The 16,770-nt window shown below is 36.3% G+C and carries 16 protein-coding genes; 2 read left to right on the top strand and 14 right to left on the bottom strand.

Going from position 1 to position 16,770, the window contains the following annotated elements:
- Positions 1–381: 381 nt before the first annotated feature.
- The 4 genes from IEV35_RS09605 to IEV35_RS09620 all read right to left on the bottom strand — a co-directional run bounded on the left by IEV35_RS09605 (position 382) and on the right by IEV35_RS09620 (position 4,880).
- Positions 382–678 carry a YerC/YecD family TrpR-related protein gene (locus tag IEV35_RS09605; protein ID WP_188384438.1) on the bottom strand — a complete coding sequence of 99 codons (297 nt, stop codon included), beginning with the start codon at positions 676–678 and terminating at the stop codon, positions 382–384.
- A 17-nt stretch (positions 679–695) separates the two neighbouring features.
- Positions 696–1,763, bottom strand: a complete 1,068-nt coding sequence (locus IEV35_RS09610) for a DUF3048 domain-containing protein (protein ID WP_188384439.1) — start codon at positions 1,761–1,763, stop codon at positions 696–698.
- A gap of 51 nt (positions 1,764–1,814) precedes the next feature.
- The gene (locus IEV35_RS09615) at positions 1,815–3,548 is read right to left on the bottom strand and encodes an adenine deaminase C-terminal domain-containing protein (RefSeq protein WP_188384440.1); all 1,734 of its coding nucleotides are present in this window, start codon (positions 3,546–3,548) and stop codon (positions 1,815–1,817) included.
- Positions 3,549–4,265: 717 nt separating this feature from the next.
- Complete coding sequence (locus tag IEV35_RS09620; RefSeq protein WP_188384441.1) at positions 4,266–4,880, bottom strand: DUF2179 domain-containing protein; 615 nt, start codon at positions 4,878–4,880, stop codon at positions 4,266–4,268.
- Between the two features lie 101 nt (positions 4,881–4,981).
- Here IEV35_RS09620 and IEV35_RS09625 point away from each other — a divergent pair, with 101 nt between their 5' ends.
- Positions 4,982–5,416 (top strand): Hsp20/alpha crystallin family protein, encoded by a 435-nt coding sequence (locus IEV35_RS09625; protein ID WP_188384442.1) that lies wholly within the window; start codon positions 4,982–4,984, stop codon positions 5,414–5,416.
- Positions 5,417–5,436: 20 nt separating this feature from the next.
- Here the strand turns inward: IEV35_RS09625 and norA are convergent, their stop codons facing one another.
- On the bottom strand, positions 5,437–6,639 hold the full coding sequence (gene norA, locus IEV35_RS09630; protein WP_188384443.1) for a multidrug efflux MFS transporter NorA: 1,203 nt from the start codon (positions 6,637–6,639) through the stop codon (positions 5,437–5,439).
- Between the two features lie 107 nt (positions 6,640–6,746).
- On the opposite strand from norA, the gene IEV35_RS09635 reads away from it, so the two are divergent.
- On the top strand, positions 6,747–7,571 hold the full coding sequence (locus IEV35_RS09635; protein WP_188384444.1) for a MerR family transcriptional regulator: 825 nt from the start codon (positions 6,747–6,749) through the stop codon (positions 7,569–7,571).
- A gap of 65 nt (positions 7,572–7,636) precedes the next feature.
- Here IEV35_RS09635 and IEV35_RS09640 read toward each other — a convergent pair whose 3' ends face one another.
- The 9 genes from IEV35_RS09640 to IEV35_RS09680 all read right to left on the bottom strand — a co-directional run bounded on the left by IEV35_RS09640 (position 7,637) and on the right by IEV35_RS09680 (position 16,629).
- Positions 7,637–9,136: a class I adenylate-forming enzyme family protein gene (locus IEV35_RS09640; RefSeq protein WP_188384445.1), complete on the bottom strand. Its 1,500-nt coding sequence runs from the start codon at positions 9,134–9,136 to the stop codon at positions 7,637–7,639.
- Positions 9,137–9,247: 111 nt separating this feature from the next.
- Entirely contained in the window at positions 9,248–9,991 is a 744-nt protein-coding gene (fabG, locus tag IEV35_RS09645; RefSeq protein WP_188384446.1) for a 3-oxoacyl-ACP reductase FabG, read from the bottom strand.
- A 3-nt stretch (positions 9,992–9,994) separates the two neighbouring features.
- Positions 9,995–10,909: an intracellular short-chain-length polyhydroxyalkanoate depolymerase gene (gene phaZ, locus IEV35_RS09650; RefSeq protein WP_188384447.1), complete on the bottom strand. Its 915-nt coding sequence runs from the start codon at positions 10,907–10,909 to the stop codon at positions 9,995–9,997.
- Between the two features lie 17 nt (positions 10,910–10,926).
- On the bottom strand, positions 10,927–11,937 hold the full coding sequence (locus IEV35_RS09655) for a 3-oxoacyl-ACP synthase (protein ID WP_188384448.1): 1,011 nt from the start codon (positions 11,935–11,937) through the stop codon (positions 10,927–10,929).
- 22 nt (positions 11,938–11,959) lie between these two features.
- The gene (locus tag IEV35_RS09660; protein WP_229740708.1) at positions 11,960–12,955 is read right to left on the bottom strand and encodes a branched-chain amino acid ABC transporter permease; all 996 of its coding nucleotides are present in this window, start codon (positions 12,953–12,955) and stop codon (positions 11,960–11,962) included.
- Positions 12,956–13,816 (bottom strand): branched-chain amino acid ABC transporter permease, encoded by an 861-nt coding sequence (locus IEV35_RS09665; RefSeq protein ID WP_188384450.1) that lies wholly within the window; start codon positions 13,814–13,816, stop codon positions 12,956–12,958.
- A gap of 12 nt (positions 13,817–13,828) precedes the next feature.
- Complete coding sequence (locus tag IEV35_RS09670) at positions 13,829–14,536, bottom strand: ABC transporter ATP-binding protein (protein ID WP_188384451.1); 708 nt, start codon at positions 14,534–14,536, stop codon at positions 13,829–13,831.
- Positions 14,520–15,287, bottom strand: a complete 768-nt coding sequence (locus IEV35_RS09675) for an ABC transporter ATP-binding protein (RefSeq protein ID WP_188384452.1) — start codon at positions 15,285–15,287, stop codon at positions 14,520–14,522. The genes IEV35_RS09670 and IEV35_RS09675 overlap by 17 nt, the downstream gene beginning before the upstream one ends.
- A gap of 142 nt (positions 15,288–15,429) precedes the next feature.
- A complete protein-coding gene (locus IEV35_RS09680) occupies positions 15,430–16,629 on the bottom strand; it encodes a substrate-binding domain-containing protein (RefSeq protein WP_188384453.1) in 1,200 nt (399 codons plus the stop codon).
- Positions 16,630–16,770: the final 141 nt, after the last annotated feature.

Consider the following 16,770-nt stretch of genomic DNA (forward strand, 5'->3'; position numbering starts at 1 on the left):
AATATACTTCGCTTTCACTTTCGAGTACAGGGGCGACATCCGCTCGAAAGAACCATCGCGGTGTCTACCTTGCCGCGGGCGGCTGCTGAGCCAGGCAACTACAATGAGTTTGCTACAATGCTGCCTTGCACCGAGGAAGCCTGCTGCGTAGCGTTACTTGTAGACGCAGGTGCATCTCGGGGTCTCACCTATGCCTTTCCTCCCGCAGGAGTCTACGTATATTTCCGGAGCTAATGTATCGTATTGTTCAGCTTTAGTATTAGAAATTTGCTTTTGTCTAACCATTAAAGAAATATCGATCTATTAGAAATTTCCATGTAATTAGTTTAATATACAAAAAAAGCTACATTCTAGTGTTCGAATGCAGCTTTTCTTCAACGGTTACTCTTTATCCAAAGTTCGCTCTAGAACCATCTTATATCCATCACTACCATAGTCAATGCAACGCCTTACCCTTGAGATTGTTGCTGTAGATGCTTTTGTTTCCTTCTCTATCGTTTTGTATGTATAGCCTTGGGTGAGCATTTTAGCTACTTGAAGTCTTTGAGATAATGATTGTATTTCACTCATTGTCGCAATATCATCAAAAAAGCGATAACATTCCTCTCTATCTTTCAACGATAGAATTGCATCAAATAAATGGTCAAGCTCATCGCCTCGTAATTTATCAATTTGCATGATGGTACCTCCTACTCCTACTGTCCAGAAATGATTACTGAATTATTCATACCTGGATCTGTTGGTACAACATTTATCCATGTCTTACCAGGTACAAATCCAACAACTTCACCATCTTTTACTGGAACTAAATATCCATCACGGTTCTCCCATTCTAGCTTTTGTGCCTTCCCTTTTTGGATCAGGTAAGCATTTCCACCAGCATAAAAGTCTATACTCCTACGTCCAGCTTTATCAATTACTTCATGATATGTTTCGATAATGAAGATATTATCGACTGTTATCGGTTCACCTGTGTGTAATTCTTCGGTTAACTCTCTATCATTATACCGTTTATAGTTCTCTGTTTCTGGATTATATTCATATTCTACAATTTCCATTGGTGATTTCGAGTAGACAATCTCAATATGCTTTGCTTCTTCACCATTTATTGAAGCAACTTCTTTATCTGATAAGAATGGTAAAGATGTGTGTTTATTAGTAATCTCATATCCAATATCATTAGCTACTTCATATACATTGTTCATTAACAAATAGGAATTATGTGGGGCAACCCGAAATGATTCGCGTTTAAACAGTTTACCATCATTGTCATATATAGAACCGTCTAAATGGTCTATTCCACGATTATCTAACATTTCATTTACAAATTCAGCCGCTCCATGATACACATATAACGCACCATATCGATTAGCTAAGTCAAAGTAATATTCACGTGCACTGCGCACTGGACCAACTATCTCCGGTTGCTCACTATGGAATATCGCTAAAAATCGCGTAATCATCCCTTCAGCTAATATCTCAAATACAATATCTGCCTGGGAGAGCCCTGATTGTGGCCTTGCATCAGTATGATTATTAATCATGACACCAATTGCACGGTGATCAATAGAGTTATTCGTACCAATTCCTGTAAATGGATTTATGTTTGCAAAAGTTCCCTCAGATTCATTTGATTGATCATCTGTTTGACCTGAATCATTATCCACAACTTCGACTGGTTCTTCATTTGCCTCATTATTAGTTTTATTGCTACATGCTACTAATAAAATACTAATGCATACTAATAGTACTAACTTTCTCATGCCCCAACATCCTTATATTCAAATTATGTTCAATCTTATTCCCATTATATGTTATCGCATCGTTGCTGGGAAGAGCAACTCTCGTTTTTTCACATCGATAACACCTTCTTGTGTAATACGAATATATGGTAAATGTGTAGATGATAAAAAGAGAATACAATATATCGGATCGTTAAATTGATAACCAAATTCAAGAAGTTTTTCTTTTATTAGTTTTTCTTTTTCTATTAGCTCTTCCATATTACCAGAATACATCTTACCTGCTAACTGTAAAGGAAGTTCAGCTATGACCTCCCCTTCATGGACAAGTACAATCCCACCACCGATTTCTTTAAGTCGCTGCCACGCTAGTAGCATATCATCTTTATTTTTCCCAATAAATACTAAATCACCAGTTTGTGAGAATGAGCTAACTAATCCGCCTAGTTTCTTTGTGAAACCACGAATCGTTGTATTGACACGCCATTTTCCGTATTTATCCAATAATAATAGGAATGCATCGTCACGCTCTTCAGGGAGATTATCCACAGTAATATCAGTTTGAATTGCATAAGGTTTAATAATGACATCATTTTGCATCTCAAGGCCAATAGGGATTGAAAATTGCAAATCTGACAAACTCATTTCCCAATCAAAATCAATAGTCTCAATGTCATACTTTTTCCAATTGATATAGGTAGGTAATTTCTCAGTAATTGTATTTTTTACAATCCACTTCCCTTTAGCTATTACACTTTCTGGATGCGGGTTATCTTTTGCTGTTAATATATTAATATTTGCCATTCGTCCAGGAGCTATACAACCTAATTGCTCCTCTAAATGGAAATGTTTTGCTACATTAAACGTTGCCATTCGGTATGCTTCCTCAACTGGCACACCTTTTTCTATTGCAATTTCTATACAAACGTTCATTAATCCTTGTTCATAAAAGCCAGGCGTACCTCCGTCAGTTGTCATTGTTAACTGGTCAAAGTTCGTTAATCCTAATTCTATTATTTCTTCTATAAGTTTTGGTAAGTCTGGCCGAATGGAAGAATACCTAAGACCAACTTGATAACCTAATGTTAATCGCTTCAAGACATCTTCCCCACTTATTGACTCATGATCAGCTGATACACCAAGTAGTTTTAACTTTGTCAATGTATTTTCTGAAGCTCCTGGCAAATGACCTTCTATCGGCTTTCCTTTTCTTTTTGCTTCTTGTATCCAGTATAGTAACCTATCATCACCATTCAATAGATTAGGCCAGCCGGTCAATTCTCCACCTTGAATAACACATGGATGGGACAACCAATCAAGCATATCTTCTGTATTAAATATTTCTTCTTCATTTGTAATTTCTGTTTGCGGGTCAAAACGCGACCACCAGTACATCACGATTGGAATTTTCTCAAAATCAGCCAAAATAGAAAACGCTTTCTTTTTGTCTAATAAAAAAAGCCATGATAAATTATCATTAACTAATGTTGTTGTTCCAAACTTTGCAGCATGTTTTGCTAACATTTCTGGATTATATAGTTGAAACGGATGTGCATGGGGTTCTATATAGCCAGGCACAATGTATTTACCTGTACAATCAACAATCTCTGTCTCCATTTGTGGAAGATTATTTCCTACGTATACAATTCTTTCATTATATATCCAAATATTTGCTGTAATCCACTGTTTAATGTACATATTTAAATGAGTTGCATTCTTTAGAACTAGCGTCGGTGCTAATTTCCCTTCCACAACTTTCACATGTTTCCTTAACTCAAAATTTCTCCAATGACCATCTTTTAACATAGGGCAACTCTCCATATTTAATCTTTTTACAATTGTATCACAATTCACGCTTCAATACTGTAAAGTTGTTGTTAAGTAGAGCGAAAATTTGTGACATTTTTTTGACTGTGGTTAATTTAATAAAATTGTGGATTGGGGATTAGTAGTGTGGGATTGATCAAAAGGGATTACTTATTGAAAGAGCAGTCGTTAGGGATAAGTGACTGTTGCTAGTAGTTTTTAATTTACTATGGGTACTGATAACTATTATGAGTGACCGTTGTTCCAAAATTTTACTCGCTACGGGCACTCATAAGCACTATGAGTGACCGTTACTTCATTATTTTACTCGCTACAGGTACTCATTACACCTATGAGTGACCGTTACTCCTAAATTTTACTCGCTACGGGCACTCATAAGCACTATGAGTAACGGTTACTTCAAAATTTCTCTCGTTACGGTCACTCATCACCCCCATGAGTGACCGTTGCTCCAAAACTTTACTCGCTACGGGCACTCATAAGCACTATGAATGACGGTTACTCCAAAATTCTATTCGCTACGGGCAGTCATAAGCACTATGAGTGACCGTTACTCCAAAAATCCACTTAAAACCGGCTCTCATATGCACATGTAATAACTACTGCTATCATCTCCCATACAACATCAATCACTCATAAACAAAAAAGAACCTCCACCTAGCTACTGCCATGTAGGAAGTCCTTTATAATACCAAGTTAATCTTGCTTTATATCAGAAGAATTCTCTTTAGTTTTTACACCTTCAGAATTTCCACTTACTTTCTTCTTCGGATGGAATAAGCGTCCCTTTTTAACTTGTTTCACCCAGAATCCGCCATGGATCTGTTTCGGCTCATATGAAATGATAAATGCTTTTGGATCAATTGTCTTAATATCTTCATACAGTTTTAATTCATATTTTCTTGGCGTTAAAATCTGCATCGCTAATCGATCACCGTCCATCCCATACGCAGACCAACTAGTTACACCATATCCTTTATCTCGCAATTGTTTCGTAAATTTTAAATCAGGATTTCCTGAGATTACATTAACAGTTATGTAACCAAGTGCGAGCTTTTCCTCAATAATGGAACCAATTACGACCCCAATCCCATAACCTAGTGCATAAGCGATCACATTTTGAATCTCATTTAAATTATCAAGTACTAGTCCAAGCCCAAAAATATAGACAACAATCTCAAACATACTAACAAATGCAGCTACATATCGGCGTCCCTTTAATGTTAGTATCATTCGAATTGTAAACATGGAAACATATACAATATTCACCACTAGTATAATTACAACCATCATAAAAGCATTTTCAAGCAAAATAACATTCCTCCTTTTTACAGCACTTTAGGCAAACACCCATTTTCTAGATTCTGCATATAGTATAACTATCATACAGCAAATCAAATGAGGTGTTAATAATGGATCCATTTAAGCAAATGTCAGAATGGAAGCGAAATATGGATCATTTCTTTGGGGAAGATTTTTGGGGACAATTTGAAGGGATACTTAAACCAACCATACCCCAAATTAATCTCTATCAAACAGATAATGAGATTTTATGTATTGCTAGTATTCCTGGTTTAACTGATTTAGATAAAATTGATATATTTGTTAACTATACCCAACTGGAGCTTCGTGGAACAATTGACATCGGCTATAGTGGTGGAACGGTAGTAAGTGAAGAGATTCTACAAGGTGTATTTGAGCGCACAGTTACTCTTCCATTCCCGGTACGATCTGATAAAATTAAAGCAACATATAGTCATGGATTATTATATATACAATTACATCGGTTTATTTCCGATTCGAGCCAGAAACATCGTATTAAAGTTGAACTATTAAAAGATAAATAACCCATATAAAGAAAAATCCCTCACATTGATGAGGGATTTTCCATAGGTGAAACTTTCTTAGAAAGATTATTTTCTGGCATCTTCCAAAACATCGTTAATACAATTCCTAGTACTAAAACGAATGCGGCAAAATAATATGGATAGTTGATATCTAGATCAAATAATATTCCGCCGATAATAGGGCCAAAGATATTTGCTAAACTAGTAAACATTGAGTTCATTCCACCAACAAAACCTTGCTCATTTCCTGCAATGTTGGAAAGGTATGAGGTGACAGCTGGACGGAATAAATCAAAGCCAACAAAAACAATAAATGTGACGACTAAAACGGAAAAATAAGAGCTAGCAACCGTCATTAAATAGACTAGTACAGCAGATAATACGATGCTATACCGAATCAATTTAATTTCTCCTAGTAATCTTGTTAAACGATCAAATAGGACAACTTGTGCAATCGCTCCAAAAATGGCACCACCAGTAATAACAATTGCTATATCAGAAGGGGTAAATTGAAATTTGTGATCCACAAATAAACTAAAGAATGAGTCAAATGCCGCTAAACCAAATGAGGTAATAAAAATTAATACAAACGGTATGAGATACATAGGCGCAAACAACCGTTTTATTCCTACTTTTTGGTTATCAATCGGTGCATCTATTTCCTTATAATGTTCTGGTTCTGATAATAATATAATGGAAAGAATTCCTGCAAGGCAGCCTAATCCGGCAGCAAAGAAGAATGGTACACGAGTTCCCAATTCTGCTAAAAATCCACCAATACCAGGACCAATGATAAATCCAGTACTTATCGCAGCAGACATAAGTCCAAGAGCTTTTGGACGAGTATCTTTAGTAGTAATATCAACGATGAATGCTGTGACAGCAGGCATAATAAATGCAGCACTAACCCCACCTAATATACGTGAAATAAACAACACTTCAATTTCTTTACCTATACCAAATAAAAATTCAGAGAATCCAAATATAAATAGACCGATAACAATCATTATTTTTCGCCCAAATTTATCTGCAGCTTTACCCGCAATTGGAGAACAAATCAATTGAGCAATTGCAAATGCTGCGGTCAAATATCCAACCGTTGTTCCAGTAATTCCAAGTTCATTAATTAATGATGGCATTACCGGAATAATAAGTCCAATTCCTAAAAAAGCAATAAATAAATTTAAAAGTAGTAACCATAATGTAACTTGTTTATTTTTCATTTCTTTCTCCTTAACTAATAGATAAAATTAGTTTCAACTAACTTCTTCTATTTACATTCAACTATCTTAATGTATATAGTAACTATATAGTCAAGGGGGAATTCAAATTGGATGAAAAAAAGGAAAAATATTTGAGTTCAGGTGAATTTGCTAGACTCTGTAAAGTGAATAAGCAGACACTTTTCTATTATGATCAAATTGGTTTACTTTCTCCCATTTTTAAAAATGAAAAAGGATACCGCTTCTATTCCGTTCACCAATTAGACTTGTTTAACGTAATCGATTTACTGAAAGAACTAGATATGTCTCTTAAAGAAATCCAAAATTATATGAAGAATAAATCACCAGAAAGTTTTTTACATTTAATGTACCAAAAAAGAGCTGATATTGTGAAAAAACGCCAGGAAATTGAAATGAAGGAGAAAATTATTGAGGCAAAAATTAAGTTGATGGAAGAAGCATCACACTGGGATTTTACTCAAGTAACTATCGAACAATTACCGAAAGCCACACTTTACTTAAGTAAAAATATTGAAAACATATCAAATGAAAAGTTTGTAGAGGTTGTCTCTGATTTCATTAATGAATTATATCAATCCAATCTTGATTCAGGATATCCAATCGGGGTTATTACTAAAAGAGAGCATATCTTAAATCGAGAGTTTACGAAGCATAGTTTTTTATACATCGAACAGCCTATTCCTCGCGAAGGACATAAATATTTTCAAATTGTAAAAGGGGATTTTCTCGTTGGATATCATGTAGGTGATGAGGAGACTATTCCTCAAACGTATGAACGATTGCTAATGGAAATGGAACGTCTACAATTACGATTAGGGAACTATGTATTTGAAGAATATGTTTATGACCATTCTGTAAAAAGTCACGAAGAAGAATTCGTTACAAAGATAATGATGCAAATTGAAAGATGAGCAATTGTTTATATATACTTTCGAAAAGGCGATAATACAACGACTGTATTAACGCCTTTTTAACTTCACACTTTCTCCTGATCTAAAGAATACTTCTCTTTCAATAATGCTTTATTGATTTTTCCAACGTGTGTTTTGGGTAGTTCCTCTAAAATATAGAACTTTTTCGGTACTTTGTATCTCGTCAACTTTTGATTACAATATTCCTTTAATTCTTCTTCGGTTACATCGGCTTTTAATGATACAAAGGCAGTTACGATTTCTCCCCATTTTTCATCGGGTAATCCAACAACTGCTGCTTCATTAATTCTTTCATTAGCCTCTAACCAATGTTCAATTTCTAAAGGATACACATTTTCTCCACCGGAAATAATCATATCTTTCTTACGACCAACTATAAAAACATAACCATCATGATCTTGCTTTACTAAATCTCCTGTATGGATCCAGCCATCCCGGATAACTTCGGCTGTTTCTTCCGGCTTATTCCAATAATATTCGAAAGCGTGATATCCCCTTAAGACAAGTTCCCCTACTTCATTCGCCTTTGCTACCGTACCGTCATCTTTTACAATTTTAATATCATTAAACATCATCGGTTTCCCAACTGATCCAATCTTATGAATTGCTTCTTCAGGGGCAATATAGAAATTATTTGGCCCCGCCTCGGTCAAGCCATATCCTTCTTTAAACGCGATTCCTTTTTCATGGAAAGCTTCATAAATTCGATGAGGGCAAGGAGCGCCACCAGATACAAATACACGCATATCCGGAAACGTTGCTTCTTGAAATTCCTTTGTTTGGATAATCATGTGATACATCGTTGGTACAAATAAAACTACGGTACAGCGATACTTTATTAGATCATGAACTGCCTTTTCGGGATAGAAGTCTGGAGATAAAACAACAGTACCACCTGCTAGTAACAGAGGTAATGTATATACATTTAAACCTCCTGTATGAAACATTGGTGTTGTGATTAATGTGACATCCTTTGCACTAAGGTCCCAGCTAACAATCGTGTTTAACGCATTCCACAATATTGATCGATGCGATAGTACAACTCCTTTTGGTTTACCTGTCGTTCCTCCAGTATAAATCATTGCCAGTGGATCTTCTTCTTTCAGTTCTACGAAAACATCATGCCGCTCATAGGTTAGATGTTTATAATAATCATTGCTAGCTATTTCGATTATCTCTGCATCCACATTCGTTTGATTAACTTTTTCTTTAAAATCCGGGGAAACTCCCAATAATTTTGGTTTCGAATCTTGTAAAACATATGTCAACTCATTATTTCCTAATCGCCAATTTAAGGGGATAAATATGGCACCAATTTGCATACAAGCAAAGAAAAAATCAAGATATCCAATATGGTTTGGTGCTAATATTGCAACTCTATCTCCTTTTATTACACCTTTTGTAACAAAATAATTAGCGATTATATTTGCTCGTTCATAAAGTTCTTTATACGTCCATGAATCATCTGTCACAGCATCTATTACTGCTTGTGCATCTGGAGATATATTTACTCTACTCTGTAACCAGTCCATATTTGCATGCATAACTATCCCTCCATATTCTAGAACTAGTTTAAAATTTAAGAGTTACAAGAGGGTTACAGATAGTCATAAAAAAAATGCGCTGGAAGCCTTAAGTATTCCAGCACATTTAACCTACATCATTATTCCACCATCTACATGCAACACATGGCCATTAATATAATCGGATTCATCAGAAGCTAAAAATAGATAAGCATTCGCAATATCTTCTGGCTTACCTAATCGTTGCATAGGCACCATTGCTTTCATTTTATCAATCACTTTATCAGGCATGGCCGATACCATTGCTGTTTCCGTAAAACCTGGTGCTACCGCATTCACATTAATTCCTTTTCTTCCTAGTTCTTTTGCCCAAGTTTTCGTCATTCCGATTAGGCCAGCTTTGGCAGCAGCATAGTTGGTTTGGCCAACATTTCCATACGTACCAGTAACCGATGACGTATTAATAATTTTTCCTTTTCCTTCCCCCACCATAGAAGGAAGTACTGCCTGGGTACAATTAAATACTCCAGTTAGATTCACATCAATTACTTGTTGAAATTGTTCAAGTGTCATTTTGGAAAGCATAGCATCACGAGTAATACCAGCATTATTTACTAATATATTTATCTTTCCAAATTCTGCTAGAACTGTTTCAACCATTGTATCTACACTTGCACGATCCGCTACATTCACTTGTACAAATTTCACCTGTAAACCTTCTGCTTGTAGGGTTTCAGCACTTTCTAACCCTGCTTTTTCATCAAAGTCAGCAATCACCACATTAGCACCTTCTGTTCCAAATTTACGTGCTGCTTCAAAACCAATTCCATTTGCTGCCCCTGTAATGATAGCTACTTTATCTTGTAATCTAGTCATCTATTAAACCCCTTTTGTTAATTTTACATTAGCAAAAAATTCTTCCATCACTTGTAATAGTTGCTCTAAGTCATCAATAATTGGTGAGTGACCACAGTTTTTCAATTCTTTATATACCGCTTTATCACCAAAATCTTCTCGGATTTCCTCCGTCATTACTCTAGTCACTACTAAGTCACGCTCACCCCAAGCAATAAGAACTGGTACGTTTATATCTTTAATACGATTCTTTCCGGCCGTTAATCCATTATGAACATTACTAATATTAAAGGTATTAAGAGCCTGGTATACCTCAGCTAAATTGCGTTGTGTTGTCATGTCCTCCAGATATTTCTGGTAACGCTCTTCATCTGGTTTATTATGCGTATAAATAACAGCTTCCCAAACTTGCTTTAATGCCTCATAGTTTTTCGTATCGTAAGCACCTTGAACAAATAGTCGCTTACCGTCTTGAAACATTTCCTCTAATGTTTGAATTCGATTATTTAAATCCGGCAGTCCATTAGCACCTAGTGGGTAATATGGATAGCCCCGTGTCGAACCAGAAGATTGAAGGAAAATTCCATTACAGTATCCTGGATAATCTGCACAAAACTGCATGGATACACAACCACCTGTAGACCAACCGGCAAGTGTAAAGTCTGTAATACCTACCTCATCTACCCATAGTTTTAAATCATCAGAGAAGTCTTTAATACTTGTAATTCTGTTGTTATAACTTGATTCGCCAAAACCTCGCATGTCAACTGCATATACTTTATAGCGTTCGGAAAGATTTTCAATGACAAGATCCCAATGAACAGAAGATGTCATATTACCATGTACAAGAACGATAATGTCTTCACCGCCTTCTCGCTCACGGTATGCAATCTCCTCACCATTTGGTAATGATACCTTTTTCAATACTACATTGGTCATAACAAAATCCTCCTCCATTATCCCCATTTAATGATATTCGCACCCCAAGCATAGCCAATCCCTGCGGAGACAAGTACAACAATATCACCTTTCTTTAATTTCCCTTGTTGTTCTGCTAATTCTAATGATAATATTTGATCCAACTGGCCGATATGTCCATAGTTTTCTAGATAGATAGATTTATCATGGGCAACTCCTAACTGATCAAGGACATATAAATGAGCAGATTTCTTCATATGAAGCATAGCAACATAGCTAATATCTTCTTTACTATATCCGCTTTTTTCTAATGCTCGTTCAATACAAGTAATGAAATTATCCATTGATTTCTGTTCTAATCGTTCCTTCATTCCCTGTGGGTCAATGACATCTAATTGATAGAGACCAGCATCTATTGTTTCTTTCGTAATGGGATTTTTCGTCCCTCCAGTTGTTACATAAACATCTTCAGAGAACGACCCATCTGTTATCAAATGTGATTCAAGTAACTCATTTTCTTTATGGCCTTTTCTTAAAATAATTGCGCCACCACCTGCTGCTAAATTGAACATAAAACGCGTTCGCGGGTTTCGATAATTAATAAAATCGACATTACGATATCCACCAGCAAGTAGCACTGTATTAATTGATGGGTCAGATTTCATCATATCCTTTGCAATCTTTAACCCCATAATCGTTGTTCCACACCTTAACGCAGTATCAAATGCCCAAGCATTAACTGCACCCACTTCATGTTGGGTTTTTATACCAGCTGTCCACAATGGATACTCTTTATGCTCTTCCCCAATGTAAATAACAAGATCAATTTCTTTTGGGTCAATACCTGCTTTATCGATTGCTTTTTTTGCAGCTTTAATTCCCATTTCTGCCGTATGATCATTTTCACTCGGAATTGGCTTTTCTTTAATTCCCATCTTGTTTTCGACAACTTCAAGAGGAATTCCTGCTTGCTCCGAAATTTCCTCCGCAGTCATTCGATTTTCTGGGATATAAATTCCCGTACTCAAGATCCCAATTTTTACTTCCATTTGCAGGTTACCTCCTTAGTTCTTAACTAGCTTTCTGTTTCGCATTATTCTTTGATTTTTTTCTTCCTGAAAATTTCTCTCGAATCGTACCAACAATTCCTAACGGGAAGAAAATTACCATTAGAATATACACAATGCCATAGAGAATTAACCATCGCTCGAAAATCCAATGGACGTTAGCAAGTCCGGAGATCCAGTCGTGTGCTAGTTCAATTAAAGCAGCCCCAATAATTGGTCCAACTAATGTACCTACTCCACCTATAATGGTCATTAATAGCACATCAATTGTTAAATCTGTTCCGAATACCCCTGTATTAACAAAACGTAATGATAAAATATATAAAACCCCTGCTAAACTAGCAACAACACCAGAAATTACCGTTACTAACACTTTATAATGAAGGACATTATAGCCTAGTGATTCTGTACGGTGTTCATTTTCACGTATCGCAACTAATACTCTTCCAAATGGAGAATTTGTTAATCGTCGTAATCCAAAGAAAATCAACACTAAACTTATTAAACTGATGATATAGATTGTAGTTGAGTCTCTTAAAATCTCTGGCGCTTTAATAGTAAATCCATCGTTACCTCTTGTTAACCAACGCATTTTTTCAGCTGCAACTAAAAACAAACCAGCAAAAGCTAGTGTTAGCATCGCATAGAAATGTGTCTTCAGCCTTAGCGTTAACATACCTACAATAAAACTAACAAGTGCTGCGAATAAAACAGCTACTAATATTGCGATGAACAAAGCAATTAAACTTGAATCGAAATGATCCATAAAAATAGCTGTCGAATAAGCACCGATTCCAAAAAACATCGCATGACCGAAGGAAATGATTCCCGTATAACCTAATAGGAGATCATAACTCATCGCAAAAATGGCAAATACAAAGATTTGGGTGATCATGAATTTTGTACTTCCTGTTATAATCATCGGTAAAAACAACAACAATGCAGCAATTCCAAGGTAGATTAAGTTACTTTTAGTCATATTTCGTAGTATCAAGACCAATCACCCCTTCACCTTAAATAATCCTTGTGGTCTAAATACGAGCACCACAACCATAATTAACATATTTACAGCAAGGGAAAGCGCCGGAAAATAGTACGCCATATAAGCTTGTGCTAAACCTACTAAAAGTGCTGCAAATAAAGAACCTGTAAAACTACCCATTCCACCAATTACAACTACTATAAAAGCTAGAATGGAGAATTCAAGCCCCATTTCCGCATAAATACTGCCTGAATATGGTGCATGAAGAATACCACTAAGTGCTGCAAGAGCAGCCCCTACCATAAATACAGCCATAAAAACAAAACGAATATTAATACCTAGCGTTTGTACCATTTCTCTATTCATGACACCAGCACGAACAATTAATCCAATCCTTGTTTTCTTTAATATGAGATAGATAGTAAAGAATACAAGGAGCCCTACAGCAATGATAAAGAGTCGGTACTTAATTAATGTAATTTCTCCAACTTGAAAATTACCAGCTAACCATGCCGGTGCATTTACAGCTTTTATATCAGGCCCAAATACAACTTTAATCAACTCTTGAAGAACAATCATAAACCCTAACGTAATTAAAATTTGTTGTATATGGTTCCCATACACTGGTCGAATAATCAGTCGTTCTGTGATTAGTCCTAGTACCAAACCAGTAATAATAGCTGTAATAATAGCTAGGAAAAAGCTTTCGCTCATGGAATATATCCAAACACCTGTATACGCACCCCAGATAAATAATCCTCCGTGTGCAAAGTTTAACACGCTCATCAAACCAAAAATTAAAGTTAACCCTGCAGCAAGGAGGAAAATTAACATGCCTGTTGCAAGGCCGTTAATTGTTAAACTAGCAATTAAGTCCATGTCCTTTCCTCCTTATGAAACACCTAAATATTTTTTCATTAATGCCTTATCTTCTCTTAACTCACCCATTAATCCATTGTGGACGGTTTGCCCGTCATCAATGATATAGAACTGATCACCAATTTTACTTGCCATCATGAAGTTCTGCTCAACAAGGACAATCGTAGTTTTTTCTTTCATTTGCAAAATCGTTTCCATTACTTTCTCGACTACAATTGGCGCTAGTCCCTTACTTGGCTCATCAATTAACAGAAGGTCATTTTCATTCACATAAGCACGAGCAATAGCAAGCATTTGCTTTTGTCCACCACTTAGTTGACCGCTTGGCTTTTTCCAAAACTTCTTTAAATCGGGGAATAATTCAAGAATCCATTCTAACCTTTCAGTCGTTGATTCATCTTCCCGTTTCATCGCTACACGTAAGTTTTCCCCTACCGTCAAATCTTCAAAAACTCCTTGGTCCTCTGGAACATAACCAATACCTTTATTCGCAATTAAATGAGGCTTTAGATTTGTAATTTGCTCACCGTTATAAGTGATAGAACCTCTATATACTGGGTTAAGCCCCATAATTGTACGTAACGTAGTTGTTTTACCTGCACCATTTCTTCCTAGTAGTACAGTCACTTCTCCTTTAGGTACTTCAAAACTAATATCATGTAATATATGAAATTGACCGATATGGGCCTCCACCTGGGATAGCTTAAGCAAGCTGCTCATCGTACATTCCTCCTAGATATGCTGATTGGACAGTCTCATTTTCTACTATTTCTTCTGGGGTTCCTTTTGCAATTAATTCTCCGTGGAATAACACTAATACTTCATCAGATAGGTCCATAATCATATCCATCTTGTGTTCAATTAAGACAATGGTTCGATCTTCTTCTGCTTTTATCTTTCTTATTACTTCCATAATTGCAGGTACTTCCTCTAAAGCCATTCCTGCAGTCGGTTCATCTAACAACAGCACCTCGGTCTCAAGGGCTAGTAACATCGCGATTTCTAGCTTTCTTTTTTCCCCATGTGCTAGATTACTAGCGAGCGTATCTGCTTTCTCATCCAGTAATACTTGGTCCAAGATATTATGTGCCTTCTCCTCAAATCGCTTATAATGCAAAAAGTGTTTAAGCATTTGGTAACGTACATTAGCTTGCGACTGTATGGCTAAACGAACATTTTCTAACACCGTTAAATTTGGAAATACATTTGTTATTTGAAAGGATCTACCAATTCCTAGTCTTGTTCTTTCTGTTGCAGATTTCTTCGTAATCTCATTTCCTTTATAAAAAATGGAACCTTCTGTTGGAGATAGTTGACCGCTTAGTAGATTAAAGAATGTGGTTTTTCCAGCACCATTGGGGCCAATTATGGAAGTGAACTTCTTCTCAGGGATTTGTACTGTTACCTTATCCACTGCAGTATGCCCACCAAACCTTATTGTTAAGTCTTTCGTTTCTAAAATGAAAGCCATGTTGCTCCTCCTTTTTCCAATCATTTCCACTCTACTTATGAAGGGAACAACCCTCGCCAAATGGCAAGGGTATCCCGTCTCTTAAAATAGAAGTAATCCAATGTTGACTAGTTCTAGACGTAATCGACTAGTACTTTTCTACTTATTTATCATTCATAATTGGTGGTGCAGTCTCTTCTGGAGTTAACACACGATTTAATACAGGTACAGGATAGTCAAAACCATCTTGCTCTTCCAATGTAATCGCATATAGTTCCTGTAATGCTTGGTGATCCTCTGGACGGAATGTCATTGTTCCTTTCGGTGTTTCAAAACTCATTCCTTCCATTGTTTCAATTAATTTAGTAGCATCCGTATCTCCATCCGTCTTTTTAAGCGCTTCCACAATTGCGATAGCTGCACTCATACCACCTGGTGTAAATAAATCAGGTACTTCACCATCAAAACGTTCTTTATGTTCTTTCACTAACCAATCATTTACTTCGTTATCTGGAAGAGTATGATAGTAAACAGTGAATCCTTCCATACCAACAAGTGCATTCATCGTTGCTAGAGCTGGAATATCTGGTGCTCCAGTTGATATTTTAATTCCTCGCTCTTGTAAGCCCATGTCTGCAATTTGGTTCCAAGGAGAATTTGCTCCAGCCCAAACAACAAATAAGTAATCTGGATCTGCTTCAATAATCTTTTGGATATTTGCTGTAAAGTCCGTTGCTGCAGCATCAGCAAATTCTTGGTGAACAATCTCCGCACCTAATTCCACTGCAGCTGGTACGAAAGCCGCTACTCCATCATGACCAAACGCATAATCTGGAGCAAATGTTGCAATTTTTACCCCTTCTCCAGCGATTGCCGCTGCTGCCGCTACAGCATCTTGAGAAGAGTTACGAGCTGTGCGGAAAATATAATCATTGTACTCTTCTCCAGTAATACTATCCGCAGCTGCCGGCTCAACAATCATAATAACTTCATGTTCTTCTGCCAGCGGTGTAACTGCTAATGTATCTGCAGAACTTGAAGATCCAACTAAGAAATCTACGCCCTCATCTTCAATTAATTCCAATGCTTTCTTTCTAGCAACTTCTTGGTCTGTTTCGGTATCAACAACAATTACTTCAATCTTCTTACCTGCAACTTCCTTTTTCCCATCTGTTGCATAATCAATACCTAATTCAAAACCTTGAGTAGTTTGTTTGCCATAAGACTCTAATGCACCAGTTAATGAAGCAAGTACACCAATTTTTACTACATCATCATCTTTTGATGCACTATTACCACAAGCCGCTAACAATCCTATTACTAATACCGTGAATAGAACTGCAATTATTCGTTTTACCTTCATAACGTTTTTCCCCCTCATTTTTAATATTAGGACTTGTAGAAATCATAGCTTTGAGTAGTTACAAGATAGTTACAAATACTTTTTTCGTGGGTTGTTTCTATGACGAGGAACGCTAGCGTGAATTCATTACAATAAAAAAAG

The sequence above is a fragment of the Ornithinibacillus halotolerans genome, from assembly GCF_014637405.1.
Lineage (GTDB): Bacteria > Bacillota > Bacilli > Bacillales > Amphibacillaceae > Ornithinibacillus > Ornithinibacillus halotolerans.